Source organism: Tibeticola sediminis (genome assembly GCF_003843835.1).
GTDB classification, from domain to species: Bacteria; Pseudomonadota; Gammaproteobacteria; order Burkholderiales; family Burkholderiaceae_C; genus Tibeticola; species Tibeticola sediminis.
The window spans coordinates 186,136-209,968 of the sequence record NZ_RKQL01000002.1 but is presented as its reverse complement, the minus strand read 5'-3'; the positions used below and the strand labels follow the sequence as shown (position 1 = coordinate 209,968).

Sequence of the window (23,833 nt, the reverse complement as noted above, 5' to 3'; positions counted from 1 at the left end):
CCATGCTCCCGACACCCTCCTCCCCGCCGCCGAGCGCGGCTTGCGCCTCGCCCACGCTGCGTTTGGCCGAACAGCTGATTTCCCGAGCTTCGGTCACGCCGAGGGATGAAGGTTGCCTGGATCTGATCGCCGAGCGCCTTCGCGCCGTCGGCTTCGAATGCGAGCGGCTTGACCGCGGTCCGGAGCAGGCGCGCGTCGCCAACCTGTGGGCGAAGCGACCGGGCGCAGCTGGTGCTGGCGCCGGCCCTAGCTTGGTCTTCGCAGGACACACGGACGTGGTCCCGACCGGGCCGGTCGAGCACTGGGACAGCCCGCCATTCGTGCCCACGATCCGCGATGGACGGCTGTACGGGCGGGGGGCGAGCGACATGAAGACCTCGCTTGCGGCGATGGTGGTTGCCGTCGAATCTTTCCTGCACGCCCATCCGCAAACGTCTTTGTCGATCGCCTTCCTGCTGACGAGTGACGAGGAGGGCCCGGCCGTCGATGGCACGGTGGCCGTCTGCGAGGTGCTGCGCGCGCGCGGCGAACGGCTCGACTGGTGCATCGTCGGGGAGCCGACCTCGGTCGAACGAACCGGCGACATGATCAAGAACGGGCGACGCGGCTCGTTGTCGGGGCGCTTGACCGTCAAGGGCATCCAAGGGCACATTGCCTATCCGCAGTTGGCGCGAAACCCGATTCACGAGTTGGCACCAGCGCTTGCCGAGCTCGCCGCGACACGATGGGACGACGGCAATGCCTATTTCCCACCGACGAGTTGGCAGGTCAGCAACATCCACGGTGGCACCGGCGCCAGCAATGTGATTCCGGGCAGCGTGGTGGTCGACTTCAACTTTCGCTTTTCCACCGCGTCGACGCCGGATGCCTTGCGCAACCGATTCGAGGCCATCCTCGCGCGCCACAAGCTCGATTACGAAATTCAGTGGACGCTCGGCGGTCTGCCGTTTCTCACGCAGCCAGGCGCTTTGCTCGACGTCGTGCGCCAAGCGGTGCACGAGACTTGCGGCATCGAGCCCGAGTGCTCGACCACGGGGGGGACGAGTGACGGACGTTTCATTGCACAGATTTGCCCCGAAGTGATCGAACTGGGGCCGCCCAATGCGACCATACACCAAATCAATGAGTCGGTCGCACTGCGCGATGTCGAGCCACTCGAGGCCATTTACCGTCGCGTGCTCGAGCTTTTGAGTGAGCGTGCCGCATGAAGCCCGCGCAAGATGCAACGACCGTGTTGGAGCTGATCGAACAGGCCGAGCAGGCACTGATCGAGGCCGAGGTTTCGTTCGGCCATGGAACCACCAATGCCTTCGACGAAGCCGCGTGGCTGGTGCTCTGGCGACTGGGCTACGCGCTGGACCGGCCGCTCGAAGGCCCCGAGGGCATCGGTGCCGATCCGGTCGATGCGGCAGCGCGCGAGGCGGTCCTAGCCTTGCTGCGCGAGCGCATCGAGCGACGCGTTCCGGCGGCGTACTTGACCCGGGAGGCTTGGCTGCAAGGCGTACCGTTCTATGTCGATGAGCGCTCGATCGTCCCGCGCAGCTTGATCGCCGAGCTCATCAGTGGTGGCGCGCTCGAGCCTTGGCTGCGGGAGGACACGCGCTCCGTCCTGGATCTCTGCACCGGCAACGGCAGTCTGGCGGTGCTCGCCGCCCTCGCCTACCCCGAGGTTCAGGTGGTCGCCGCGGACATTTCGAGCGAAGCGCTCGAGGTCGCGCGGATCAACGTGGCCCGGCATCAGTTGCAAGCGCGCATCCAGGTCGTGGCGTCGGACGGCTTTTCGGCGGTCCCGGGCATTTTCGACCTGATCGTATGCAACCCGCCTTACGTCAATGAGCAAAGCATGGCCCAGCTTCCCGCCGAATACCGAGCCGAGCCGACGCTTGCGCTCGCCGGCGGGCCCGATGGGATGCGCTTTGTGCGTCAGCTGCTGCGTGAGGCGCCGCTACACCTCGCCGAGTACGGGGTCCTGGTGCTCGAGGTCGGGCACGAACGCGCGAACTTCGAGGCGGCCTTCCCCGGGCTGGAAGTGGTTTGGCTCGAAACCAGTGCCGGCGACGACCAGGTGCTGCTGACGACGCGCGAAGCGATCGAACATGCCGTGCTCAACGGCCTGAACCTCAGCACTGCGCCTACGCCATGATCCAGCTGCGGGACATCGTGCTGCGGCGCGGCGGCAAGACCGTCCTCGACCGCGCGAGCATGACGATCCACCCCGGCGAGCGGGTGGGCCTGGTCGGGCGCAATGGCGCGGGGAAGTCGTCGCTGTTTCGGCTCCTGGACGGCACCCTGCACGAAGACGCCGGCGACTGGAGCATGCCTGCGGGCTGGCAAGTCGCCCAAGTCGCTCAGGAAATGCCAGAAACCGACGAGACGGCGACCGCCTTCGTGCTTGGCGGCGACACGCGGCTGGCTGCGCTGCAGCGCGAACTCGAGGAGGCACAACGCGCGCTCGACGTCGCCGCCGACGACGAGTCATTGGCACTCGAGGTCGGCCGGCTTCATGGCGCCCTTGCGGACGCGGGCGCGCACGACGCCACCGCGCGTGCGCAGACGCTGATCCTCGGCCTGGGCTTTGCGCCCGACGCGCTCGAGCGCCCGGTCCGCTCGTTTTCCGGCGGCTGGCGGATGCGCCTGCAACTGGCTCGGGCTTTGATGTGCCCGAGCGACCTGTTGCTGCTCGACGAGCCGACCAACCACCTCGACCTCGACGCACTGGTCTGGCTCGAGTCCTGGCTGCAACGCTACGGCGGCACGCTGATCGTCATCAGCCATGACCGCGCGTTTTTGGACGCGGTCACTTCGGTGACAGTCCATTTGAGCCAGGGCAAACTCACGCGCTATGGCGGCAACTACAGCGCTTTTGAAGAGCTCCGGGCCCAACAGCTGCGACTGGCGCAAGGCGCTTATGAGAAGCAACAGGCGCGCATTGCCCACCTGCAAAAATTCATCGACCGCTTCAAGGCCAAGGCGACCAAGGCCAAGCAAGCGCAGAGCCGGGTCAAAGCGCTCGAGCGCATGGAGCGCGTCGCACCGGTGCTGTCCGAGGCCGAATTCGAGTTCGAATTCCGCGACCCGCCGAGCCTGCCCAATCCGATGATCGTCCTCGAAGACGTGGAATGTGGCTACCCACGCGAAGGGCAAGCACCGCTGCCGATCGTGCGCCGCATTCGCCGCTCCCTGCTGCCGGGGCAACGCATCGGCGTGCTTGGCGCGAACGGCCAAGGCAAGTCAACCTTCATCAAAACCCTGGCGGGGGCGCTCGAACCGCTGTCGGGCCAATTGCGGCTCGGCAAAGGGCTACGGATCGGCTACTTTGCCCAGCAGGAGCTCGACGTGCTGCGGCCTGAGGAGACGCCGCTGCAACACATGGTGCGACTGAGCGCTCTCAACGCCCCGCCGGGAGCGCCGAGCGCCCGCGAGCAGGAACTGCGCAACTTCCTCGGCAGCTTCCACTTTTCGGGCGACATGGTCGCCCAGCCCGTGGGTTCGATGAGCGGCGGGGAAAAGGCGCGCCTCGTGCTCGCCATGCTCGCCTGGCAGCGGCCCAACCTGCTGCTGCTCGACGAGCCCACCAACCATCTCGACCTCGCGACACGCGAGGCTTTGGCCATGGCCCTCAACACCTTCGAGGGCAGCGTGCTGCTCGTCAGCCATGACCGAGCCCTACTCGACTCGGTCTGCGACGACTACTGGCTCGTGGCCGACGGCGAGCTGCGCCCTTTCGACGGCGACCTCGAGGACTACCAGCGGTTTTTGCTCGAACAGGCCCGACGTCGTCGCGCCGCAGCGCGCATCGAAGCCGAGGCCAACCGCGTCCCGTCGAGCAACCCAAACGCTCCTAAAGTAATAGCTACTGACGACCGATTCACACTGGCATCCGACCAAAATTCCTCCAAAACGCTATCGAACCCGCCGCCTCAGCAGCGGCAACAGCGGCGTGAGTCGGCACAGGCACGACTAGCCCTGGCCGAGCGCCTGCGCCCCTTGCGCCGACAGCTCGAAGCCTGCGAGCGCCGAATGGCTGAGCTCGAAGCCGAAAAAACGTCGTTGGAGCAGTCCCTCATGGCGCCGGCCGCGGTCGAAGTTCTGGTGGCCGCCGGTAAGCGCCTCAAAATCGTCCAGCAAGAACTCGAGGCGCTCGAAGAACAATGGCTCGAACTCTCCGAGACGATCGAGCGCATCAGCATGAGCCAGCCGCAGCCCCAGATGTGACCGACCATGAGCCCCAGGCGATCCCCCAAAACCCGAGACCCCGGCATCGAGCAAGCCGCGCGCCGGGCGCGTCGCTTGCTGCACCGCCGCGCGCTGCTCGCCGGCGCAGCGAGCGCGTTGCCCATCCCTGGTCTGGATTGGATGGTCGACGTCGCGCTGCTGCAGCGGCTCATACCCCGCCTGAGCGCGGAATTTGGGCTGCTGCCGAACCAAATCGAGCGGCTGGACCCCGCGCAACAAGAACGGGTACGCAAGGCCGCAGCCATCGTTGGTAGCACCCTGATCGGCAAGGTCGTCACTCAGGAACTGGTTTTATCGGTGTTTCGGCGGTTGGGCTTGCATTTGAGCAGCAAACAAGCCGCCCGTTTCGTGCCGCTGGCCGGTCAGGCTGCGGCCGGCGTGATCGGCTACGCGACCCTGCGGATCATCGGGGAACGCCACATCCGGGACTGCATCGAAGTTGCCCAACGCGCGCGACTCGCGTTGCCGATCGACCCTGCGGACCCCACTGACGGGGGCCATCGGCGGCCCGCAGACGCCACGAGTTGACCGCCCGCTGCCGAGCGCGCACCATGTGCAGCCACTACCAAACCGTCAAAGATGCCGAGCGGCATCAACGCTATTTCGGCTGCCCTTTGCCCGAGACGATACGGCAGCAACTGCCCAAGGACGTTTGGCCTGGCTACCCATCGAATATCGTCGTGCGGCACATCGACGCGACCGATACGGGGCTGACCACACGCCAGAGCCGGCTCGCACGCTTTGGGCTCATTCCGCACTGGGCCTCGGACCCCGACATCGGCCGCCACACCTTCAACGCCCGCGCCGAAACCGTCAGCACCAGGCCCAGCTTTCGCTATGCCTGGCAGCACGCCCAGCGCTGCATCGTCCCGGCCGAAGCCTTCTATGAGCCTGACTGGCGCACTGGCCACTCGGTCGCCACACGCATCGCGCGGCGCGACGGCGCTCCCATGGGCCTTGCCGGGCTCTGGGCCACTTGGCGTGCGCCGCAGGGCGAGTGGGTCCAGAGTTTTACCTTGCTGACCATCAACGCCGACGAACATCCGTTGATGCGACGGTTTCACCGCCCCGGCGTGGAAAAGCGGATGGTCGTGGTCCTGCCCGATGAGGACTACGAAACTTGGCTGCGTGCGCCCAACCATGCCGCCGCTGCGCTGCTGCAGCCCTACCCCGCAGACCGTCTCGATGCCAGCCCGGCAGAACCCGCAAGGCGCTGAACCGAAAGACAAACGCCCGCGCAAGGCGGGCGTTCCAAAAAACTTTGGTGGGTCGTGCAGGATTCGAACCTGCGACCAACGGATTAAAAGTCCGCTGCTCTACCAACTGAGCTAACGACCCGCCATTTTGTTGCTCGTCATTTCTGTCGAAGCAACAGCGAAAATTATAGCATCGTTCGCTGGCCCTCAGGCCGGCTTCGCACGCGTGAGTTGATCCAGAACCCAGCCAGCAGCGCACAAGCCAAAGGTGCCGGTCACCGCGACGGCGGACCCGTAACCGTGGCAGTTGAGACTGCCCTCCGCGCCCAGAGCACAGCCCGGGTCTGGAGCGGCCACCGGCTCGCGGCTGAACACGCTCGTCACGCCCAGCGGCGTACCGCCGCTCGGAGCGCCATACACCCGGCGAAGGCGGTTGCGCAGCGATGCGAGCAAAGGGTCATGCGTGACCTTCGACAAGTCGTCGATCTCCACCCGGTGCGCCTGGCGCTTGCCGCCGGCCGCGCCGGCACAAATGAAAACCACTGCCGGGTGATGACGCGCCCAGGCCGCCATCACGGCTTTGGCGGGAATCTGGTCACAGGCATCGATGACGGCATCGGGCGCCGAGGGCAACAAGGCGGGCCAATTGTCGGGCTCGACGAAGGCATCGACCGTGTCGACCGTCGTCATCGGGTCGATCGTGGCAATGCGCTCGCGCATCGCAGCGACTTTGGCCTGACCCAAAGTCTGCTCAGTGGCGAGAATCTGGCGATTGATGTTCGACTCGGCGACATGATCGAAGTCGATCAGCGTCAGCCGCCCCACCCCGCTGCGCGCGAGCGCTTCCGCCGCCCACGAACCGACACCGCCGAGTCCGACGACAGCGACGTGGGCTTGGGCAATGCGCGCAGCCCCTTCGACCCCATAGAGTCGCGCCACGCCGCCAAACCGGCGCGCACGGTCGACGTGCGGCGCCGCATCTGCGAAGGTCATGCAATCACCCTCACCGTCACGCCATACGCTCCAGGCGCCAGGTCTGATAGCGCAAGCCTGCGATGGCTCCCGCAAAAATACCGATCAAGGCGAGCACACTGTTCGCACTCAGGGTCGAAAGCCCACTCAAACCCTGCCCGATCGTGCAGCCCAGCGCCGTGACCCCGCCCACGCCCATGAGTACCCCGCCGACGAGATGATTCGCCAAATCCTCGGTCGTCCGAAAGCCCTCCCAGCGAAAACTCCGCGTGAGGAGCGCGTGCACCCAAGCGCCGACCACGACACCCCATACGGAAACCACACCCACCGTCAACAGCTTGCCCCGGTCGCTGAAGTAAATCAACCAATCGAGCGCATAGGCCATCGGCCCCGTGAAGGTCATGGCCTCGATGCGCCCTGTGTTCGTTGCCAAATAGACCTCTTCGAGCGTCTGCGGATGCTCGAGAACATGGCCGACATGCCCAGTCACGAACCACATGCCGACGATGGACAAACCCACGGCCAAGGAAGTGGACACATGGATCGGCGTGCGAAAGGCTCGATCCACCAAGGCCCAGGCGATCAGCCCGCCCCCGAGCAGGAACGAGAGCAGCAGCCGCGCGTACGCAGCGGGCCAGCCGACCGCTTGCGCCAACCCGTCCGACAGTGCCGTCCCCGAAGCGACCGACCACACCACGCGGTCGACCGTGGCAACCCGGACGACGGCCGTGATGCCCTTGATCGTCGCGAACGCTGCCAGCGCCATCACCAGGAATACGACCAGCGCCTTGAGACTGCCCGAGCCGATGCGCAGCAGGGTTCGGCTGCCGCAACCGGAGGCCAGCACCATGCCGAAGCCAAACAGAACACCGCCGAGGAGCGTCGACGCCAAGTACAGACGATCACTGGCGTAAACCGTATCCGCTGGATCGACCCAGCCGCCCTGAACCAGACCCGCAAAGCCCAAAATCGCCACGCCCGCCGCAAACGCCCACTGGCGCAAACGGGTCCAATCCCCGATGCCATAGGCGTCGCTGATGGCGCCCATCGTACAAAAGCGCCCTCCGCGTGCCGCCGCTCCGAACAGCGCCGAGACGAGAAACGCTCCCCACAAGACCAGGGCGGTGCGGGTCGAAAGTTCCAGTGTGTCAAACATCCTGAGCGATCAATCGCGCGGGGCAGTTGCTGCGCCGCGCATGCGAGAGCAGAGTGAACAGGGTATTCAACGCAAGCGCGCGAGGCGATCGCGGGCCGTGCTCGCGGCCTCTGACTTGGGGTAGGTCTTCACCAACTCCTCGAGCGTCGCCCGAGCCGCACGCATGTCTTTCAGCTCCACCTGGCAATTGGCGATGGCGAGCAAGGCATCCGGCGCCCGTGGATGGTCCGGGGCCGCCTTGATCATGGCGCGCAAGTTTGAAATCGCTTCCTTGTAGGCGCGGTTGGCGTATTGCGCATTGCCCAGCCAAAAGAGCGCCGAGGGCCCATAGCCAGACTCTGGGTACCGCTTGATGAACTCCGCAAAGGCGGCCCCGGCAGCGGAGAAGTCGCCGTTACGGAATTGCGCCAGCGCTGCTTCGAACGCCTTGCGCTCGTCGGCGGTGGCCAGAAACTCGCGGCCATCGACAGCGACCTTTTGTGGCTCGAACGCGCGCAGCCGCGCGTCGGTTTTCTCGGCCAGGCTCAGCTGGGCCCGCTGCAGTTCGGAGAGCGTTCGGGCCAGTTCCTCGCTTTGGCCCCTCAAGCGAGCCTGCTCGGCACGCAGGCTCTCGATTTGGCTTTGCAGGTCGAGGAGACTGCGGCGGATTTGGTCGAGTTCCTCGGCGCGCCGCCGCTCCGCCCCATCAGTGGCCTGCCGCAGGGCTTCGACGCGTTGACGCAAGTCCAGGATGGCCTGGCGCGCTTCATCGTCGCTGAACAGCGCCGCCTGTGCCCAGGCGGAAGCACCCAGCAGCAGCACGACGAGCAGCCGCTGGAGGCTGCGGTGAGCGGAGACCGACATCATCAGCGGTACTTGATTTCGACGCGGCGGTTCTTCGCCCAAGCGGCTTCATCATGCCCATCGACGGCGGGCTTTTCTTTGCCAAAGCTCACGGCCTCGACCTGTGCCGAACCGACGCCGAGCAGGCTGAGGGCCCGAGCGACCGCCTCGGCACGCTTTTGGCCGAGTGCGAGGTTGTATTCGCGGCCACCGCGCTCATCGGTATGGCCTTCCAGCACGGCGTGGCGCTTCGGATCGGCTCGCAGGTACCGCGCATGGGCCTCGACCACCGACTGGAACTCGGGCTTCACCACGTAGCTGTCGAAATCGAAGTAGATGACATGCGCCGTCGCAGCCGGTCCGCGCTCATCCCCAGGCGCGCGCTCGGCCTCGACGGCGGCCACGGCACTGCCACCCGCGGCTCCGGTTGCAGCGCCGGCTGCGCCTGCGCCCGTGACCGCCGCACCCGTTTTGTCCTCGACCGGGACGTTGTCGAGTTTCACATTGGAGCCGCAGCCCACCAGAGCCAACGCCAGCAAGAACACCCAACCCAGCTTCTTCATATTCACTCCTAAAACGTCGTTGATTCACACGCACAACCGTCACTGCGAGGCGCCATGGGCGTCTACGCTTCTTGGCCCGCCCGATGCCCAACCGCATGGGCAGCCGGCAACCCATGTCCGATGGCCACGAGGCACTCAAGCCGAAGTCAAGAAGGGGCCCCAGTCCGGCTCCCGAATCTCGCCTCCCTTGCCCGCCAGACGCGCCTTGATTTTGCCATCCAGCGTCGTCGTCATCAGGGCATCGCGCCCGCCTTGACGACTGGCATACACGATGAGTCGGCCGTTGGGCGCAAAACTCGGGCTTTCATCTTGCCCTCCGTCACTGAGCGCCGTCACCGCACCCGAACCCAGATCCATGAGTTGGAGCCGGAATGCTCCGCCGGTGCGGGTGATGAAGGCCATCGATCGCCCATCGGGGCTGAGCGCGGGAGAAATGTTGTAGTCCCCGGCAAAGGTCACACGTTCGGCTGCGCCGCCGCTGACCGGCATGCGGTAGATCTGAGGCGTGCCCCCGCGATCGCTGACGAAATAGATCTGGCGGCCATCGGGGGAAAAACGGGCTTCGGTGTCGATGGCCGAAGACTGCGTGAGCCGACGCGGCTCTCCCCCACGCGCGTCGATCAGGTAGATTTGCGAATTGCCATCCCGAGTCAGCGTGAGCGCGAGCGTGCGCCCATCGGGCGCCCAGGCCGGCGCACTGTTGGAGCCTCGAAAGTTGGCCAACAGCCTGCGGCGGCCGCTGGAGAGTTCATGCACGTACACGACGGGCTTGCGCGACTCGAACGAGACGTAGGCGAGTGAGCGCCCATCGGGTGCCCACGCCGGTGAGATGATCGGTTCGGGACTGGCCAGCGCGCTCTGGGCGTTCTCGCCGTCGGCATCGGCCACCCACAGATTGAACTGGCGCCCCGTCTGCCCGACATAGGCGATGCGGGTGGAAAACACACCGCGCTCGCCGGTGAGTTTTTCGTAGATGTAATCGGCCGCCTTGTGCGCAGCCAGCCGCAAGTCCGAGGCGGGTACGACATACGCCTGGCCACCCTGGTCCTGTCCAGCCACCGAGTCCCACAGCCGAAAACGAACGTCGTAACGCCCATCGGCCAGGCGCGTGACACTGCCGGTCACCAAAGCATCGGCCCCACGGCTGCGCCACTGCGCAAAGTCGATCCGGCTCGTCTCGTCGAGGGCAGACGCCGCGGCGTCGATCGACTTGAAGCGCCCGCTGCGCTCCAGATCCGCCATCAAGACCGCGGCCAAGGCCACGGGCGTCTGGGCTTGGCCGCGAAAAGGCGCGACTGCGATGGGCAATTGATTCAAACCGACGCCGGTGACCTCGACGCGAAACTGCCCCAGGGCGTTCAAAGCAGGCAGCCCCAGCGCGGCCGCGATCAGCGAGCGGCGTGTCAACGCCGGGCCCTGACCCGCCTGGCGCTCGGGACCAGTCAAAGACCGAGTGGAAAAAACCGTCATATCGAAAATGCACCCACAGGGTTGGAGAACTGTCGGATTCGGACGACACGCAATCCTTTGCCGCCATGGCGCGCGCCCCGCCGATCGCGGCAGCAAGCACCCAGACCGCCCGCCAACAAAGGCGCCTATCGTACACACGAGCGGAGTCACATCGGCTCCGAAGCACCAGCGCCAAGGTCACAAAGCGTAGCGGCATGAGCGGATCCGAGAGCAACGCGCGGCACAGATAGGGCAACGCTGAACAAGTCCCTCGCGCGTCGCGCATCCCGGCTGCGGGCGGTCTGCGTCGTTGCAAATCCTCGCCATAGCTGCGGCTATGGCTGCGGTTTGCGCCTCGCATCCCATCCCGCGGCTGGGCGCGCGCCATCACGGGAACTTATTCAGCGTTGCCATAGAATCCCCGACCCATGAGCGCCGCTGACGTTGCCCCATCGAAAACGGAGACGCTCGCCCGGCGCTTGGCGCGCCTCGCGCCCTATTTTGGGCGGCAAAAAGCCCTCTGGGGTCTGGCCTTGCTCGCCACTTTGGTGGGCGCGGGCACCGAGCCTTTGATCCCGGCGCTGCTCAAGCCGCTGCTCGACCAAGGTTTTTCCGCAGGAACGCTGCCGCTCTGGGCGGTTCCACTCGCGGTGGTGGGCCTGTTCGCCCTGCGCGGAAGCGCCCAGTTCGTCGCCTCCTACGCGCTCGCGCGCATCGCCAACGACGGCATGCGCGCCTTGCGGGAACGGCTCTTCCGCCGCTTGCTCGAGGCGGAGCTGACCCTCTTTTCCCGGCAGTCGGCAAGCGCCCTGTCCAATACCGTCGTCTATGAAGTGCAAACCGGCGCGACGCTGCTGGTGCAGGCGCTGTTGGGGCTCTCGAGAGACGGCTTCACCCTGCTGGCGCTGCTGGGCTATCTGTTCTATTTGAATTGGCGGCTCACCCTGATCGTCGCGGTGCTCGTGCCCTCGGTCGCCTGGATCATGAAGACGCTCTCGCGCCGGCTATACCGACTGACGAAGGAAAGCCAGCAAGCCACCGATGACCTCGCCTACGTGGTGGAGGAAAACGTGCTGGCACACCGCATGATCCGTCTCCACGGCGCCGAGGAGGCCCAGGCACGGCGATTCGAAGCGCTCAGTCAGCGCCTGCAACGGCTGGCGGTCCGCTCGACGATCGCCTCGGCTGCGATGACGCCTCTGACCCAACTCACGGCGGCGGTGGCGCTGTCCACGGTGATTACGATCGCCCTGTGGCAAAGCCGCTCGGGCGCGGGTTCGGTCACGGTGGGCGGCTTCGTCGCGTTCATCACGGCCATGCTGATGCTGGTGGCTCCGATCCGGCGGCTCTCAGACGTCGCGAATCCGATCACGCGAGGCATCGCGGCGCTCGAACGCGGCCTCGATTTGATCGATCGCTACCCGGCGGAGGCGAGCGGCGACCGTGTGCCGTCCCTGGACCACGGCGCCATCGAATGGCGCAACGTCTCTGTGCGTTACCCTGGAGACGGCCCCGCGGCGCTCGACCGGGTGAGTCTGCGGGTGGAGCCTGGCGAAACGCTGGCGCTGGTCGGACCCTCGGGGTCTGGCAAGACAACCCTGGTGCATCTGCTGCCGCGTTTCGTCACCGCCACCGAGGGCGAGGTCTGCATCGGCGGTGTCGATGTCCGGCACTGGTCGCTGCCGGCGCTGCGGCGGCAAATCGCGCTGGTCAGTCAGGACGTCGTCATGCTCAACGACACCCTCGCGGCGAATGTGGCCCTCGGCGCCACACCCGACCGTGAGCGGGTGCTGGCCTGCTTGGAGGCGGCCAACCTGGGCGAGCTCGTTTCAGCGCTGCCGCGCGGCATCGACACGGTCGTGGGGCACAACGCGGCGCAGCTCTCCGGCGGACAGCGGCAGCGGCTCGCCATCGCTCGAGCGCTCTACAAGGACGCACCGATCCTCATTCTCGACGAAGCCACCTCAGCGCTCGACACGGAGTCCGAGCGGCTCGTTCAGCAAGCACTGCAAAGGCTGATGGCCGGGCGAACGACCCTGATCGTGGCGCACCGCCTTTCCACGATCGAGCACGCTGACCGGGTGGTGGTCATGGAACAAGGCCACATCGTCGAACAGGGCACGCATGCGGCACTGCTGGCGGCAGGCGGCCTGTTCGCGCGCTTGCATGGCTCGGCAGGCGGCGCAGCCGCCCCGGCGGGTCCAGGCAACGCTGCATGAGTGCCCGTGATGGCGCGCGAGGGACTTGTTCAGCCTCGCCTCAAAGCAAGACGATGTCGTAGTCTTCAGGGCCGATGGCGGTTTCGGCCTGCAGCGAGATCGGCTTACCGATGAAATCCGACAAGCCCGCAAGGTGCGTGCTCTCTTCGTCGAGCAGCAGCTCGACGACTCGGGGTGACGCGACGACCCGGAACTCACGCGGATCGAACTGCCGCGCTTCGCGCAGGATCTCCCGCAAGATGTCGTAAGCAACGGTCCGTGCGGTTTTCACGATACCCCGTCCCTGGCACGCCGCGCAGGGTTCGGTGAGCATCTGGGCCAGCGACTCGCGCGTGCGCTTGCGCGTCATTTCGACGAGGCCGAGGGCGGAAAATCCCCCGACCATGGTCTTGACCCGATCGCGGGCGATTTGCTTTTTGAACTCGGCCAGCACCGCTTCGCGATGGTCCTCACGGGTCATGTCGATGAAGTCGACGACGATGATTCCGCCAAGGTTGCGCAGCCGCAGTTGCCGCGCGATGGTCTGAGCCGCCTCGAGATTGGTCTTGAATATCGTGTCGTCGAAGTTGCGGGCACCGACGAAACCGCCCGTGTTGACGTCGATGGTGGTCAGCGCTTCGGTCTGGTCGATCACCAGATAGCCGCCCGACTTGAGGTCGACCCTGCGACCCAAGGCACGGGCGATCTCCTCGTCGATCGAAAACAGGTCGAAGATCGGCCGCTCGCCCTTGTAGTGCTGCAGCTTCGCGGCCGCCTTGGGCATGAACTCGCGCCCGAAGGCCATGAGCTTGGCGAATTGCTCATGCGAGTCGATGCGGATCACCTGCGTTTGTTCGCCCACCAGGTCCCGAAGCACGCGCTGCAACAGATTCAGATCCTGGTGCAACAGCGAGCGCGGCGGCTGGGACTGCGCCGCCTCGCGGATTCGCGCCCAGGTCCGGCGCAGATAGGCGATGTCTTCGGCCAACTCCTCATCGGTCGCATCCTCGGCATTGGTGCGCAGGATGAAGCCGCCACCGCCCTCGCCTGCCAAGGCCGTCAGCCGCTGCCGCAGGCTTTCGCGGAGCGACGAAGGAATTTTTTGGGACACGCCAATGTGCTCGTCCTGCGGCAGAAACACCAGCAAGCGGCCGGCAATGCTGATCTGGGTCGAGAGGCGCGCGCCTTTGGTGCCAATCGGGTCCTTGATGACCTGTACCAGCAGCGATTGGCCTTCGAAAACCTGCTTTTCGATCGGCGTCGGCCCCGGCGATTTACCGTTGGCAGCGTCCCCGGCATCGGCCGCGCGCGAACCGCCCAGCGGCGTTTGCAGGTCGGCCACGTGCAGGAACGCCGCGCGCTCGAGCCCGATGTCGATGAAGGCCGACTGCATGCCGGGCAAGACCCGCGCCACGCGGCCCAGGTAGACGTTGCCCACCAAGCCCCGCTCGAGGGTGCGCTCGACATGGATCTCCTGCACCGCTCCGTTTTCGACGACGGCCACCCGGGTTTCCTGCGGCGACCAGTTGATCAGAATTTCCTGTTGCATGAACCCTCCGTCGGTGCTCGCCAGCGACTCAGAGGCTGAGAGGGAATTGGGCGTGCCCGAAGGGGCGCCCCAAAAAGCGCCCGAGTAGGCGCAAAGCACAGCCGTAGCCCGGGCTACGGCGCGCATTTGCAACGCCCTCGGGCGTGTTTTGGGACGTCAAAGCGGGCATGACCGATTTCCTCTCAGCCTCTCAGAGCGCCCAGCCGCAGCGACGCAGCAGCTCGGCGGTTTCAAACAGCGGCAGGCCGACGATGCCGGAATGACTTCCGCTGATGTGCTCGACGAACGCGGCGGCCCGCCCTTGGATCGCATAGCCCCCCGCTTTGCCCAAAGGCTCGCCGCTGGCGATATACGCGTCGATCTGGGCCTCGCTGAGCGGCGCGAAGCGCACCCGCGAGACGCTCAAGGCCTCGAGCCGCCGCGAGCCGTGCGCAAGGGCGACCGCGGTCAGCACCCGATGGGCGCGGCCGCTGAGGCGCTGCAGCATCGAGCGGGCTTCTGCCGCGTCGGCGGGCTTGCCCAGAATGGAGCGCCCCAGCGCCACCGTCGTGTCGGCGCACAGTATCGGCCCTTCGGACAGCGCGAGCCGCCGATGTCGGGCCACGGCCGCTTCGAGCTTGAGCGCGGTGACGCGCCGCACATAGGTCAGGGCGCTTTCGCGCGCCAGGACGGCTTCGAGCGCCTCGGCGTCCTCGTCGGGTCCGGGGGCGAGGACCACGTGCCGGACCCCAATCTGATCCAGAAGCTGGCTGCGCCGCGGGCTCTGCGAGGCAAGGTAAAGGAGGCGATTCATGCGATCAACCATGCGCGAGGCCGCAGGCTTCATTCCCGATGGTAAGGGTGGCCGGCGTTGAGCGACCAGGCCCGATAGAGCTGCTCGGCCAGCAATACGCGCACCATGGCGTGCGGCAGTGTCAGGTCCGAGAGGCGGATGCGCTCGTGCGCGGCCGAGCGCAAGGCTGGGTCCAGGCCATCGGGGCCGCCAATGAGCAAAGCGACGTCGTCGGCCGTCTGCCGCCAGGTATCGAGCCGTTGGGCCAACCCCGCCGACGTGAGCGCCGTACCGCGCTCGTCGAGCGCCACGATGCGGCTGCCGCGGGGGGTGGCACCCTGGATACGCTCGGCCTCGGCGGCCATCAGCGCTGCGGCTGAGCGACCGCCGGTGCGGGGCTCCGCTTTGACCGCCTTGAGCTCCAGCCGCAGATCGGGCGGAAACCGCCGCGCGTACTCTTCCCAACCCGCCTGCGCCCAAGCGGGCATGCGCTGCCCAACTGCAACGACCCAGAGCCGCATCGGACCGGCCGCTCAGGACCGCGGGGTTGTGGTTCTCTTGGCCGGGGCGCGGGCGCCGGTAGCGGCGCTGGAGGCCCCGTGGGTCGACCGCTCGGCCGCAACACTCCGCTTGGGGGCGGCTGCTGGCTTCTCGGCCGAAATCTCAATTGCTTTCTTTTTAGGAGCAGACGCAGACCGTTTCTTGCCGGATGCAGCGGGTTTTTCTTCCAACTTTTGAACTTTGGGCGCTGCTCCCTCCGAAGCCGAAGCCGCCCGGCGGCGCGCGCTCGCCTTCGGCGCTGCCGCAGACTTCCCGGCCGCCGGAGCCGTCGCGGCCTTGGTCGGTGTGACTGGCTTGGCCGCGCCGAACTTCATGCGAACCGGCGTTTGGCCCCAAATTTCTTCGAGGTTGTAGTAGCTGCGGATGTTGGGCTGCATCACATGAACGACCGCCGTGCCGCAGTCGACGATGATCCACTCGCCGTTGTCTTCGCCTTCGAGCCGCGGTTTCGGGAAACCGGCTTCCCGAACCTTGTCGCGAACGCTCGCGGCCAAAGCTTTGGTTTGGCGGTTGGAGGTGCCTGCAGCGATGATGACGCGCTCGAACAAGGGGGAGAGCTGGCTGGTGTCGAATACCCGAATGTCTTGGGCTTTGACATCCTCGAGACCATCGACGATGGCCCGCTGGAGCCGTTGAATGTTGCGCTTGGCGGTGGTTTCGCTCATGAGTTTCCGTAGAGATGATGGCGTTCAATGTAACCCGCGACGGCGGGCGGCACAAGTTCAAGAATCGGCTCGCCCCGGCGGATGCGGCGACGTACCTCGGTCGAACTCCAGGGCATGTCGGGCAAGCGCAGGATGTGGATGCGCTGGGCCAGCCCTTCTGCCGGCAGTCCGGCCGCCTCGGCCAACCGCTGCGCCAGCGCCTGGCTCGAAGACGCTCCGCGTTGGGCGACGGCGAGCGTGCAGCGGTCGAGCAACTCCCGCCAGCGGTGCCAGGTGGGCAGTTGTTCCAACTGGTCGCTTCCGATGATGAGAAAAATCCGCCCGCCCGGGTGGCGCCGCTGCAAAGCTTCGAGCGTATCGATGGTGTAACTCGGCCCCGAGCGTTGCAGTTCCTCGGCGTCGACCTGGGTCCGCGGGAGCCCCCCGAACGCCGCCTCGGCCATGCGCCAGCGATGCTCGGCCGGCGCCAACACCCGGGCCTTGTGCCATGCGTGGCCGGTTGGGAAGACATAGAGCCGGTCGAGATCGAGCTGCTCGAGCGCCGCACGCGCGAGCGCGACATGCGCCCAGTGCGGCGGATCAAAGGCACCGCCAAAGACCCCGATGCGCTCGGCAGCGCCAGGCTCGCCCATCAAACCCAGTCTCGCGGCGTCAGAAAGTCGCGGTATAGCGCGGCCTCGGGCGTTCCCGGCGCTTCTCGACGTTCGTAAGACCAGGCCGCCAAGGGAGGCATCGACAGCAAGATGGACTCGGTGCGACCGCCCGACTGTAGGCCAAAGTGCGTGCCCCGGTCCCACACCAGGTTGAACTCAACATAGCGGCCACGCCGGTAAAGCTGGAATTCGCGCTCGCGCTCTCCGTAGGGCAGCGCGCGGCGGCGCTCCACGATGGGCAGATAGGCCTGCAAAAACGCGTCACCCACCGCGCGCAGCAGCGCAAAGCCGTTGGCGACCCCGCCCTCGGCGAAGTCGTCGAAGAAGATGCCGCCAATGCCGCGCGGCTCGTTGCGGTGCTTCAGGAAGAAATACTCGTCGCACCAGCGCTTGAAGCGCGGGTATTTGTCGGGCCCAAACGGCTCGAGCGCATCGCGGCAAACGGTGTGGAAGTGCACCGCGTCTTCCGCGTAGCCATAGTACGGCGTGAGGTCCATGCCGCCGCCGAACCAGGCCATCGGCGCCTCGCCCGGATGCGCGGCGCTCAGCATGCGCACGTTCATGTGCACGGTCGGAACATAGGGATTGCGCGGGTGAAAGACCAGCGAAACCCCCATCGCTTCAAACGGCGCGCCAGCCAGCTCCGGACGGTGTTGCGTGGCCGAAGGCGGCAGCTTCGGCCCGCGGACGTGCGAAAACCCACAACCCGCCCGCTCGAACACCGGCCCGCCTTCCAGAATGCGGGTGATGCCGTCGCCTTGCAGCGGCTCCCCGGGGGCTTTGTGCCAGACATCCTCATGGAAAGGCGTGCCGTCGATCGCCGTGATGGCATTGGTGATGCGCTGCTGCAGCCCCAGCAACCACGCCCGCACGTCGGTCGTGGCCGGCGTCGTGAGAACCTCACTCATGACTTCACCGCCCGATGCCCGATGTCATGCCGGTACTGCATGCCATCGAAATGGATGCCGCGTATGACGTCGTAAACCCGGGTTTGCGCCTGCTTGACCGAATCCGCGAGCGCGGTCACGCACAGCACACGGCCACCCGCGGTGACGATCTGGCCGTCTTTCTCGGCGGTCGCCGCGTGAAACACCATGACGTCGGGCTCGTCCTTGGGCAAGCCGAAGATCGGGTCGCCTTTGCGCGGGGTCAGCGGATAGCCTGCAGCCGCAAGTACGACGCCCAGTGCGGTTCGCCGATCCCACTCCAGCTCGACTTGGTCCAGGCGCCCTTCGGCGGCGGCGAGCAACACCTCATAGAGGTCGGACTTCAGCCGCATCATGATGGGCTGGGTTTCAGGGTCGCCCATGCGGCAATTGAACTCCAGCGTCTTGGGCCGACCCGCGGCGTCGATCATCAGCCCGGCGTAGAGGAAACCTGTGTAGGGCATGCCGTCTTGCTCCATGCCGCGCAGCGTCGGCAGGATGATTTCGCGCATCACGCGGGCGTGGACATCGGCCGTGACCACGGGCGCCGGCGAATAAGCGCCCATGCCGCCGGTGTTCGGGCCTTGGTCGCCGTCGAGCAGCCGCTTGTGGTCCTGGCTGGTCGCCAGCGCCAGCGCATTCCTGCCGTCGCACAGGACGATGAAACTCGCTTCCTCGCCCTGGAGAAACTCCTCGATGACGACCCGCGCGCCGCCTTCGTTGTGGCTGACGCCCAGCCGGTTGTCGAGCAGCATGAAATCGATCGCTTCATGCGCTTCGGCGAGCGTCATGGCCACCACCACGCCCTTCCCGGCCGCCAGCCCGTCGGCCTTCACCACGATGGGCGCGCCCTGGGCGTCCACATAGGCATGCGCCGCGGCAGCGTCGCTGAAGGTCTCGTAGGCTGCGGTCGGAATGCCGTGGCGCTGCATGAACGCCTTGGAAAAGGCCTTCGAGCTCTCGAGCTGCGCCGCCGCGCGCGTGGGTCCGAAGATGCGCAGCCCGTGCGCGCGGAATTCATCGACCACACCGGCCGCCAAAGGCTGCTCCGGCCCTACGACGGTGAGGGCGATGCCCTCTTGCTGCGCCCAACGGCGCAGTTCCGCAAGATCGGTAATCGGTACATTGCGCAGCCGGGCGTCGCGCGCCGTGCCGGCATTGCCGGGTGCGACGTACACGCGCTCCACGCGCTGCCCCCCAGCGAGCTTCCACGCCAAGGCATGTTCGCGGCCGCCGCCGCCGATGACGAGGACCTTCATTCCTCGAGCTCGGCGTTGTGATAGACGGCCTGGACGTCGTCGAGGTCTTCGAGCACGTCGAGCAGCTTTTGCATGCGCGCGGCGTCCTCACCCGCCAGGGCGACCGTGTTCTCGGGTCGCATCGTGACTTCGGCCACCTCGGGCTTGAGCCCGGCGGCCTCGAGGGCATTCTTCACCGCTTCAAAGTCACCCGGCGCGGTAATGACCTCGATGGCGCCCTCTTCGTCGGTGATGACGTCTTCCGCGCCCGCCTCCAGGGCGACTTCCATGACTTTGTCCTCGCTGGTGCCAGGGGCAAAAATCAGTTGCCCGCAGTGCTTGAACTGGAAGGCCACCGAGCCTTCGGTGCCGAGATTGCCGCCGTACTTGCTGAAGGCGTGGCGCACTTCAGCCACCGTGCGCACGCGGTTGTCGGTCATGGTGTCGAGGATGATGGCTGCGCCGCCGATGCCATAGCCCTCGTAGCGGATTTCCTCATAGTTCACGCCTTCGAGGTTGCCCGTGGCCTTGTCGATGTTGCGCTTGATCGTGTCGGCCGGCATGTTGGCGGCCTTGGCTTTTTCGATCGCCATGCGCAGGCGCGGGTTGGCGCTCGGGTCGCCGCCACCGGTACGGGCCGCCACCATGATCTCGCGGACCACGCGGGTCCAGATCCGCTGGCGTTTTTCGTCCTGCCTGCTCTTGCGGTGTTGAATATTCGCCCATTTGCTGTGGCCGGCCATCGGAAATCCTCTTTTGTTGAATTAACCTTGGGGCCGAGATTTTAGGCGACGGGCTCGCGCAGTCCCCCCGTCACCGCAGGAATGAACCCCCCACCGCACGAAACCCGCCATGGCTGAACCTCTGCTCATTGCCCGCAACGCTCACACCGAGTGCTACCTGCTGCCCGAGATGGCGAACCGACACGGCCTCATCACCGGGGCCACCGGCACCGGAAAGACGGTCACGCTGCAGACCATCGCCGAGAAGTTCTCGAGCATTGGGGTACCCGTCTTCCTTTCCGACGTCAAAGGCGACCTCTCGGGCATCAGTCAGCCCGGCCAAATCAGCCCCAAGCTCGCCGCCGTGCTCCAAGAGCGCGGCATCCCGACGCCCGAGCCTCGGGCTTGCCCCGTCACCTTTTGGGATGTTTTTGGCGAGCAAGGGCATCCGGTTCGCGCCACGGTGGCCGACATGGGGCCGTTGCTGCTCGCGCGCATGCTCGACCTCAACGAAACGCAGGCGGGGGTGTTGCAAATCGTCTTTCGCATTGCAGACGACAACGGCCTTTTGTTGCTCGACCTCAAAGACCTGAGGGCCATGCTGCAATTCGTGGGCGACCATGCTTCGCAGTTCACGACGCAGTACGGCAACGTCAGCGCCGCGAGCATCGGCGCCATCCAGCGCGGCCTGTTGCAGATCGAAGCGCAGGGCGGCGACCGCTTCTTCGGCGAGCCCATGCTCAACATCGCCGACTTCTTGCAAACGGTCGATGGGCAAGGCATGGTCAACATCCTGGCCGCCGACCGCCTCATGCAAGCGCCGCGGCTGTATGCGACTTTCCTGCTCTGGCTGCTTGCCGAACTCTTTGAGCAGTTACCCGAAATCGGCGACCCCGAAAAACCCAAGCTCGTCTTCTTTTTCGACGAAGCGCATCTGCTGTTTTCCGATGCCCCCAAGGCGCTGCTCGAGAAAATCGAGCTGGTGGTCCGCCTCGTGCGGTCCAAGGGCGTGGGCGTGTATTTCGTGACGCAAAACCCGCTGGACATTCCCGACTCCGTGCTGGCCCAACTCGGCAATCGCGTGCAACACGCATTGCGCGCCTTCACGCCGCGCGACCAAAAAGCCGTCAAGGCCGCTGCCGAGACGATGCGTCCGAACCCCGGGCTGGACCTCAGCCGTGCCATCACCGAACTTGCCGTGGGCGAGGCACTGGTAAGCCTGCTCGACGCCAAAGGCCGGCCGGGCGTGACCGAACGCGCCTTCGTGATCCCGCCCGGCAGCCTCATTGGCCCCATCAGCGCCGAGCAGCGACGCACGCTCATGGCTCGCTCGCTGGTCGCGGGCGCCTATGAGAAAACCGTCGACCGAGAGTCGGCCTACGAGCGCCTCATCGCCCGCGCCACCGGTGGCGGGGCGGTCAACGCCGGGAACGCCAACGGAAGTGGAACGCCCGCAGCCGCTGCCCCATCCTCGGCGGCAGACGCCAGCGGCGGCGTGCTCGATGGCCTGCGGGACGTGCTGTTTGGCAGCACCGGGCCGCGCGGCGGCCGCTACGACGGGATCGCGCAGACGCTGGCCAAATCGGCCGCGCGCACCATCGGCTCGACCGTGGGCCGTGAAATCATCCGCGGCGTGCTCGGCAGCTTGCTCGGGGGCGGCAGCAAACGTCGCTGAATCCCTGCCGGCCCAGCCGCCTACCATCCCTCCAACCACAACTCAAAGAAACCATGAATCAGGTTCATCACATCCGCCACCCGCTCGTGCAGCACAAGCTCACGCTGATGCGCAAGAAGGAAGCCAGCACCAACACCTTTCGCCGGCTGCTCAATGAACTGGCGACCTTGATGGCTTATGAAGTCACGCGCGACATGCCGACACAAGACGTGGCGATCGAGACACCGCTCGAGCCGATGATGAGCCCGGTCATCGACGGCAAGAAGCTGGTGTTCGTGCCCATTCTGCGCGCGGGTCTGGGCATACTGGATGGCATGCTCAGCGTGGTGCCCGGTGCGCGCGTGGGCCACATCGGCCTCTACCGCGACCCGGCCACGCTGCAGGCGGTGGAGTACTACTTCAAGATGCCGTCAGACATGCCCGAGCGCGACGTGATCCTGCTCGATCCCATGCTCGCCACCGGCAATTCCGCCGTGGCCGCCATCGACAAGGTCAAGGCGCTCAAGCCGCGCTCGGTGAAGTTCGTGTGCCTGCTGACCTGCCCCGAGGGCATCGCCACCGTCCACAAGGCCCACCCCGACGTGCCCATCTACACCGCCGCCATCGACCGCGGCCTCAATGACCACGGCTACATCCTCCCGGGCCTGGGTGACGCAGGCGACCGGATTTTCGGGACGACCTGAGTCCGCGTCATGCACCCGACACGGCCTTGCTCGGCAAGAGCATCAGCGCGACGGGCAGACCGTTGCCAATAATCCTTTTTTGATAGCAAAGATCGACCGATTCACGCCGGCACTCGGCATGTTTGGCTCAAAATAGCGAACCCAAGGCGCGCCCCGCCGGCCTCAGCCCAAATCCGCAGTCACGTAGTCCGCCCATTCGGCCAGGGCATTCAGTATGGCCTCGGCGCGTTCGTCTTCGCGCTCCATGGCTTCATCGACAAGGATATCGAGGCGCTCTTGCAGCTGCGCCAGGGTGCGCGCCCCGCCCTGCCCGTCGATCAAACGCGCGTGGCGCAGCGCCTGCCAACGCGCGCGGCCTTCGTCGTCGAGCGTCTCGGGCCAGTTGCGCGCACGCCAGCGGAACACGAGTTCATCGAGCCTCGGGTCGTCGAAGCCCATCCGGGCGTTGGCCAAGCCCGCGGGCGCGAGGGCGCGCAACTGCTCGAGTCGCCGCCGGTCGGCGTTGCTCAGAAAACCGCCGTAGAGGTCGAGCTCCACGTCCACCGGTTCGGTGGGTTCTGGGCGGCTGAAGACTTCGGCCCAGATGGCGCTGAGGTCGGGCAGGTGGCGTGCCATCACGGCATGGGCCAGCTGCTGCTCCAGATCGATGCCCCAGCGCTCGCGCACCGCCGGGGTCAGCACCTTGAGGTTGCCGATGACCACGGGCGATTTGTTCAGGTGCACCGACTTGATTGGCAACCGCGCCACCCCATCGGGCAGCGCTTCGGCGCGGGTGAAGAGACGGGCGCGGATCGCCTCGGCATCGAGACTCGCCAGCTCGCTGGGGTCGTAGGCCAGGTCCCAAGCAATGAGCTCGTTGCGGTTGTTCGGGTGCGTGGCCAGGGGCCACATGATGGCCAAGCAACCACGCTCGGGGGCGAACATGCCGGAAATATGGATGAACGGCCGCGCCTCGCGCGGGGTGCAGGGCAAGCCGATTTCGGCCGCCACGCGCTCTTTGCGGTGAAGCGCAAAACAAAAATCGAACAGCCGCGGCTGACGCGCGCGCAGCAGCCGAGCCAGCGCGATCGTTGCCCGCACATCGGAGAGCGCGTCGTGGGCCGCCTCGTGCGCCAGGCCATTCGCGGCGCTGAGGTGTTCCAGACGAAAGCTGGGCCGGCCGTCCCCGTTGCGCGGCCACTCGATGCCCTCAGGCCGCAGAGACCAGGTCGCGCGCACGACGTCGAGCAAGTCCCACCGCCCGCACTCGTTCTGCCACTCGCGCGCGTAGGGATCGATCAGGTTGCGCCACAACAAAAAGCGTGTGACTTCATCATCGAAGCGGATACTGTTGTACCCCACCCCTATGGTGCCGGGTTGGACGAACGCACCGTGGATGCGCTCGGCAAACCGTGCCTCGGGTAGGCCGTTCGCCCAACATTGCTGAGGCGTGATGCCCGTGACCAGACAGGCATCCGGATCGGGCAGGTAGTCCGGGGCGGGTTGGCAATACAGCATCAGCGGCTCGCCCAATTCCTGCAGGGCAGCGTCGGTCCGAATCGCCGCAAACTGCGCCGGACGGTCGCGGCGCATGTCGGTACCGAAGGTTTCGTAGTCGTGCCAGAGGAACGTGTGCGTGCCGAGACTCTGCGGGTCGGCCGGGTTGATGTGCGTCGTCATGGGCCGATTCTTGCAGACACGCCGCAAGTTTCCGGTGGCTTCTGTGGGAAAACCCGAAGCACTGGCCCACGAGGCGCGTCGATATACTGAGCCTAAATCCGGCAGTTGACCGCTTCTCGCGAAAACAAAGGTGTTGAT

22 protein-coding genes and 1 tRNA gene are annotated in these 23,833 nt (G+C 66.0%); 8 read left to right on the top strand and 15 right to left on the bottom strand.

Annotated features, from left to right (window positions below; translation table 11 throughout):
* The first annotated feature begins 2 nt into the window (after positions 1-2).
* The 5 genes from dapE to EDC62_RS05930 are packed head-to-tail and all read left to right on the top strand — an operon-like array spanning position 3 to position 5,453.
* Positions 3-1,208: a succinyl-diaminopimelate desuccinylase gene (dapE, locus tag EDC62_RS05950; RefSeq protein WP_124221551.1), complete on the top strand. Its 1,206-nt coding sequence runs from the start codon at positions 3-5 to the stop codon at positions 1,206-1,208.
* A complete protein-coding gene (gene prmB / locus EDC62_RS05945; RefSeq protein WP_124221548.1) occupies positions 1,205-2,143 on the top strand; it encodes a 50S ribosomal protein L3 N(5)-glutamine methyltransferase in 939 nt (312 codons plus the stop codon). Before dapE ends, prmB begins: the two co-directional genes overlap by 4 nt.
* A complete protein-coding gene (locus EDC62_RS05940; protein WP_124221546.1) occupies positions 2,140-4,215 on the top strand; it encodes an ABC-F family ATP-binding cassette domain-containing protein in 2,076 nt (691 codons plus the stop codon). Before prmB ends, EDC62_RS05940 begins: the two co-directional genes overlap by 4 nt.
* A gap of 6 nt (positions 4,216-4,221) precedes the next feature.
* Positions 4,222-4,764 (top strand): hypothetical protein, encoded by a 543-nt coding sequence (locus tag EDC62_RS05935; protein ID WP_124221544.1) that lies wholly within the window; start codon positions 4,222-4,224, stop codon positions 4,762-4,764.
* 23 nt (positions 4,765-4,787) lie between these two features.
* The gene (locus EDC62_RS05930; protein ID WP_124221542.1) at positions 4,788-5,453 is read left to right on the top strand and encodes an SOS response-associated peptidase; all 666 of its coding nucleotides are present in this window, start codon (positions 4,788-4,790) and stop codon (positions 5,451-5,453) included.
* 45 nt (positions 5,454-5,498) lie between these two features.
* On the opposite strand, the gene EDC62_RS05925 is transcribed toward EDC62_RS05930, so the two are convergent.
* The 6 genes from EDC62_RS05925 to tolB form a co-directional block, all read right to left on the bottom strand.
* Positions 5,499-5,574: transfer RNA gene (locus EDC62_RS05925), tRNA-Lys, on the bottom strand.
* Positions 5,575-5,639: 65 nt separating this feature from the next.
* A complete protein-coding gene (locus EDC62_RS05920) occupies positions 5,640-6,425 on the bottom strand; it encodes a tRNA threonylcarbamoyladenosine dehydratase (protein WP_124221541.1) in 786 nt (261 codons plus the stop codon).
* A gap of 16 nt (positions 6,426-6,441) precedes the next feature.
* On the bottom strand, positions 6,442-7,560 hold the full coding sequence (locus EDC62_RS05915; protein ID WP_124221539.1) for a YeeE/YedE family protein: 1,119 nt from the start codon (positions 7,558-7,560) through the stop codon (positions 6,442-6,444).
* Positions 7,561-7,626: 66 nt separating this feature from the next.
* The gene (ybgF, locus tag EDC62_RS05910; protein WP_124221984.1) at positions 7,627-8,403 is read right to left on the bottom strand and encodes a tol-pal system protein YbgF; all 777 of its coding nucleotides are present in this window, start codon (positions 8,401-8,403) and stop codon (positions 7,627-7,629) included.
* A gap of 2 nt (positions 8,404-8,405) precedes the next feature.
* Positions 8,406-8,945 carry a peptidoglycan-associated lipoprotein Pal gene (gene pal, locus EDC62_RS05905; RefSeq protein WP_124221537.1) on the bottom strand — a complete coding sequence of 180 codons (540 nt, stop codon included), beginning with the start codon at positions 8,943-8,945 and terminating at the stop codon, positions 8,406-8,408.
* Between the two features lie 135 nt (positions 8,946-9,080).
* Positions 9,081-10,415 carry a Tol-Pal system beta propeller repeat protein TolB gene (gene tolB, locus EDC62_RS05900; RefSeq protein ID WP_124221535.1) on the bottom strand — a complete coding sequence of 445 codons (1,335 nt, stop codon included), beginning with the start codon at positions 10,413-10,415 and terminating at the stop codon, positions 9,081-9,083.
* Between the two features lie 407 nt (positions 10,416-10,822).
* Here tolB and msbA point away from each other — a divergent pair, with 407 nt between their 5' ends.
* On the top strand, positions 10,823-12,613 hold the full coding sequence (msbA, locus tag EDC62_RS05895) for a lipid A export permease/ATP-binding protein MsbA (protein WP_124221533.1): 1,791 nt from the start codon (positions 10,823-10,825) through the stop codon (positions 12,611-12,613).
* Between the two features lie 40 nt (positions 12,614-12,653).
* Here the strand turns inward: msbA and rng are convergent, their stop codons facing one another.
* From rng to EDC62_RS05855, 8 genes are all read right to left on the bottom strand, one after another.
* Positions 12,654-14,141 (bottom strand): ribonuclease G, encoded by a 1,488-nt coding sequence (gene rng, locus EDC62_RS05890; RefSeq protein ID WP_124221531.1) that lies wholly within the window; start codon positions 14,139-14,141, stop codon positions 12,654-12,656.
* A gap of 190 nt (positions 14,142-14,331) precedes the next feature.
* Positions 14,332-14,934 (bottom strand): Maf family protein, encoded by a 603-nt coding sequence (locus tag EDC62_RS05885; protein ID WP_124221529.1) that lies wholly within the window; start codon positions 14,932-14,934, stop codon positions 14,332-14,334.
* Positions 14,935-14,963: 29 nt separating this feature from the next.
* The gene (gene rlmH, locus EDC62_RS05880) at positions 14,964-15,434 is read right to left on the bottom strand and encodes a 23S rRNA (pseudouridine(1915)-N(3))-methyltransferase RlmH (RefSeq protein ID WP_124221527.1); all 471 of its coding nucleotides are present in this window, start codon (positions 15,432-15,434) and stop codon (positions 14,964-14,966) included.
* 12 nt (positions 15,435-15,446) lie between these two features.
* Positions 15,447-16,139, bottom strand: a complete 693-nt coding sequence (gene rsfS, locus EDC62_RS05875) for a ribosome silencing factor (RefSeq protein ID WP_124221525.1) — start codon at positions 16,137-16,139, stop codon at positions 15,447-15,449.
* On the bottom strand, positions 16,136-16,771 hold the full coding sequence (nadD, locus tag EDC62_RS05870) for a nicotinate (nicotinamide) nucleotide adenylyltransferase (protein ID WP_124221523.1): 636 nt from the start codon (positions 16,769-16,771) through the stop codon (positions 16,136-16,138). The genes rsfS and nadD overlap by 4 nt, the downstream gene beginning before the upstream one ends.
* The gene (gene hemF / locus EDC62_RS05865; RefSeq protein WP_124221522.1) at positions 16,771-17,700 is read right to left on the bottom strand and encodes an oxygen-dependent coproporphyrinogen oxidase; all 930 of its coding nucleotides are present in this window, start codon (positions 17,698-17,700) and stop codon (positions 16,771-16,773) included. The genes nadD and hemF overlap by 1 nt, the downstream gene beginning before the upstream one ends.
* A complete protein-coding gene (purD, locus tag EDC62_RS05860; protein WP_124221520.1) occupies positions 17,697-18,977 on the bottom strand; it encodes a phosphoribosylamine--glycine ligase in 1,281 nt (426 codons plus the stop codon). Before purD ends, hemF begins: the two co-directional genes overlap by 4 nt.
* Entirely contained in the window at positions 18,974-19,699 is a 726-nt protein-coding gene (locus EDC62_RS05855; RefSeq protein ID WP_124221518.1) for a YebC/PmpR family DNA-binding transcriptional regulator, read from the bottom strand. The genes purD and EDC62_RS05855 overlap by 4 nt, the downstream gene beginning before the upstream one ends.
* 109 nt (positions 19,700-19,808) lie before the next feature.
* Here EDC62_RS05855 and EDC62_RS05850 point away from each other — a divergent pair, with 109 nt between their 5' ends.
* Both EDC62_RS05850 and upp read left to right on the top strand, forming a co-directional pair.
* The gene (locus tag EDC62_RS05850; protein ID WP_124221516.1) at positions 19,809-21,353 is read left to right on the top strand and encodes a helicase HerA-like domain-containing protein; all 1,545 of its coding nucleotides are present in this window, start codon (positions 19,809-19,811) and stop codon (positions 21,351-21,353) included.
* Between the two features lie 53 nt (positions 21,354-21,406).
* Positions 21,407-22,036, top strand: coding sequence for a uracil phosphoribosyltransferase (upp, locus tag EDC62_RS05845; protein ID WP_124221514.1), 630 nt, complete (start codon positions 21,407-21,409; stop codon positions 22,034-22,036).
* Positions 22,037-22,198: 162 nt separating this feature from the next.
* On the opposite strand, the gene sbcB is transcribed toward upp, so the two are convergent.
* Positions 22,199-23,695 (bottom strand): exodeoxyribonuclease I, encoded by a 1,497-nt coding sequence (gene sbcB, locus EDC62_RS05840; RefSeq protein ID WP_124221512.1) that lies wholly within the window; start codon positions 23,693-23,695, stop codon positions 22,199-22,201.
* Positions 23,696-23,833: the final 138 nt, after the last annotated feature.

What these genes read in the sequence shown, in the direction of transcription:
- dapE (WP_124221551.1), top strand. Translation starts at nt 3, where the DNA reads ATGCTCCCGACACCCTCCTCCCCGCCGCCGAGCGCGGCTTGCGCCTCG.
- prmB (WP_124221548.1), top strand. Translation starts at nt 1,205, where the DNA reads ATGAAGCCCGCGCAAGATGCAACGACCGTGTTGGAGCTGATCGAACAG.
- EDC62_RS05940 (WP_124221546.1), top strand. Translation starts at nt 2,140, where the DNA reads ATGATCCAGCTGCGGGACATCGTGCTGCGGCGCGGCGGCAAGACCGTC.
- EDC62_RS05935 (WP_124221544.1), top strand. Translation starts at nt 4,222, where the DNA reads ATGAGCCCCAGGCGATCCCCCAAAACCCGAGACCCCGGCATCGAGCAA.
- EDC62_RS05930 (WP_124221542.1), top strand. Translation starts at nt 4,788, where the DNA reads ATGTGCAGCCACTACCAAACCGTCAAAGATGCCGAGCGGCATCAACGC.
- EDC62_RS05920 (WP_124221541.1), bottom strand. Translation starts at nt 6,425, where the DNA reads ATGACCTTCGCAGATGCGGCGCCGCACGTCGACCGTGCGCGCCGGTTT.
- EDC62_RS05915 (WP_124221539.1), bottom strand. Translation starts at nt 7,560, where the DNA reads ATGTTTGACACACTGGAACTTTCGACCCGCACCGCCCTGGTCTTGTGG.
- ybgF (WP_124221984.1), bottom strand. Translation starts at nt 8,403, where the DNA reads ATGTCGGTCTCCGCTCACCGCAGCCTCCAGCGGCTGCTCGTCGTGCTG.
- pal (WP_124221537.1), bottom strand. Translation starts at nt 8,945, where the DNA reads ATGAAGAAGCTGGGTTGGGTGTTCTTGCTGGCGTTGGCTCTGGTGGGC.
- tolB (WP_124221535.1), bottom strand. Translation starts at nt 10,415, where the DNA reads ATGACGGTTTTTTCCACTCGGTCTTTGACTGGTCCCGAGCGCCAGGCG.
- msbA (WP_124221533.1), top strand. Translation starts at nt 10,823, where the DNA reads ATGAGCGCCGCTGACGTTGCCCCATCGAAAACGGAGACGCTCGCCCGG.
- rng (WP_124221531.1), bottom strand. Translation starts at nt 14,141, where the DNA reads ATGCAACAGGAAATTCTGATCAACTGGTCGCCGCAGGAAACCCGGGTG.
- EDC62_RS05885 (WP_124221529.1), bottom strand. Translation starts at nt 14,934, where the DNA reads ATGAATCGCCTCCTTTACCTTGCCTCGCAGAGCCCGCGGCGCAGCCAG.
- rlmH (WP_124221527.1), bottom strand. Translation starts at nt 15,434, where the DNA reads ATGCGGCTCTGGGTCGTTGCAGTTGGGCAGCGCATGCCCGCTTGGGCG.
- rsfS (WP_124221525.1), bottom strand. Translation starts at nt 16,139, where the DNA reads ATGAGCGAAACCACCGCCAAGCGCAACATTCAACGGCTCCAGCGGGCC.
- nadD (WP_124221523.1), bottom strand. Translation starts at nt 16,771, where the DNA reads ATGGGCGAGCCTGGCGCTGCCGAGCGCATCGGGGTCTTTGGCGGTGCC.
- hemF (WP_124221522.1), bottom strand. Translation starts at nt 17,700, where the DNA reads ATGAGTGAGGTTCTCACGACGCCGGCCACGACCGACGTGCGGGCGTGG.
- purD (WP_124221520.1), bottom strand. Translation starts at nt 18,977, where the DNA reads ATGAAGGTCCTCGTCATCGGCGGCGGCGGCCGCGAACATGCCTTGGCG.
- EDC62_RS05855 (WP_124221518.1), bottom strand. Translation starts at nt 19,699, where the DNA reads ATGGCCGGCCACAGCAAATGGGCGAATATTCAACACCGCAAGAGCAGG.
- EDC62_RS05850 (WP_124221516.1), top strand. Translation starts at nt 19,809, where the DNA reads ATGGCTGAACCTCTGCTCATTGCCCGCAACGCTCACACCGAGTGCTAC.
- upp (WP_124221514.1), top strand. Translation starts at nt 21,407, where the DNA reads ATGAATCAGGTTCATCACATCCGCCACCCGCTCGTGCAGCACAAGCTC.
- sbcB (WP_124221512.1), bottom strand. Translation starts at nt 23,695, where the DNA reads ATGACGACGCACATCAACCCGGCCGACCCGCAGAGTCTCGGCACGCAC.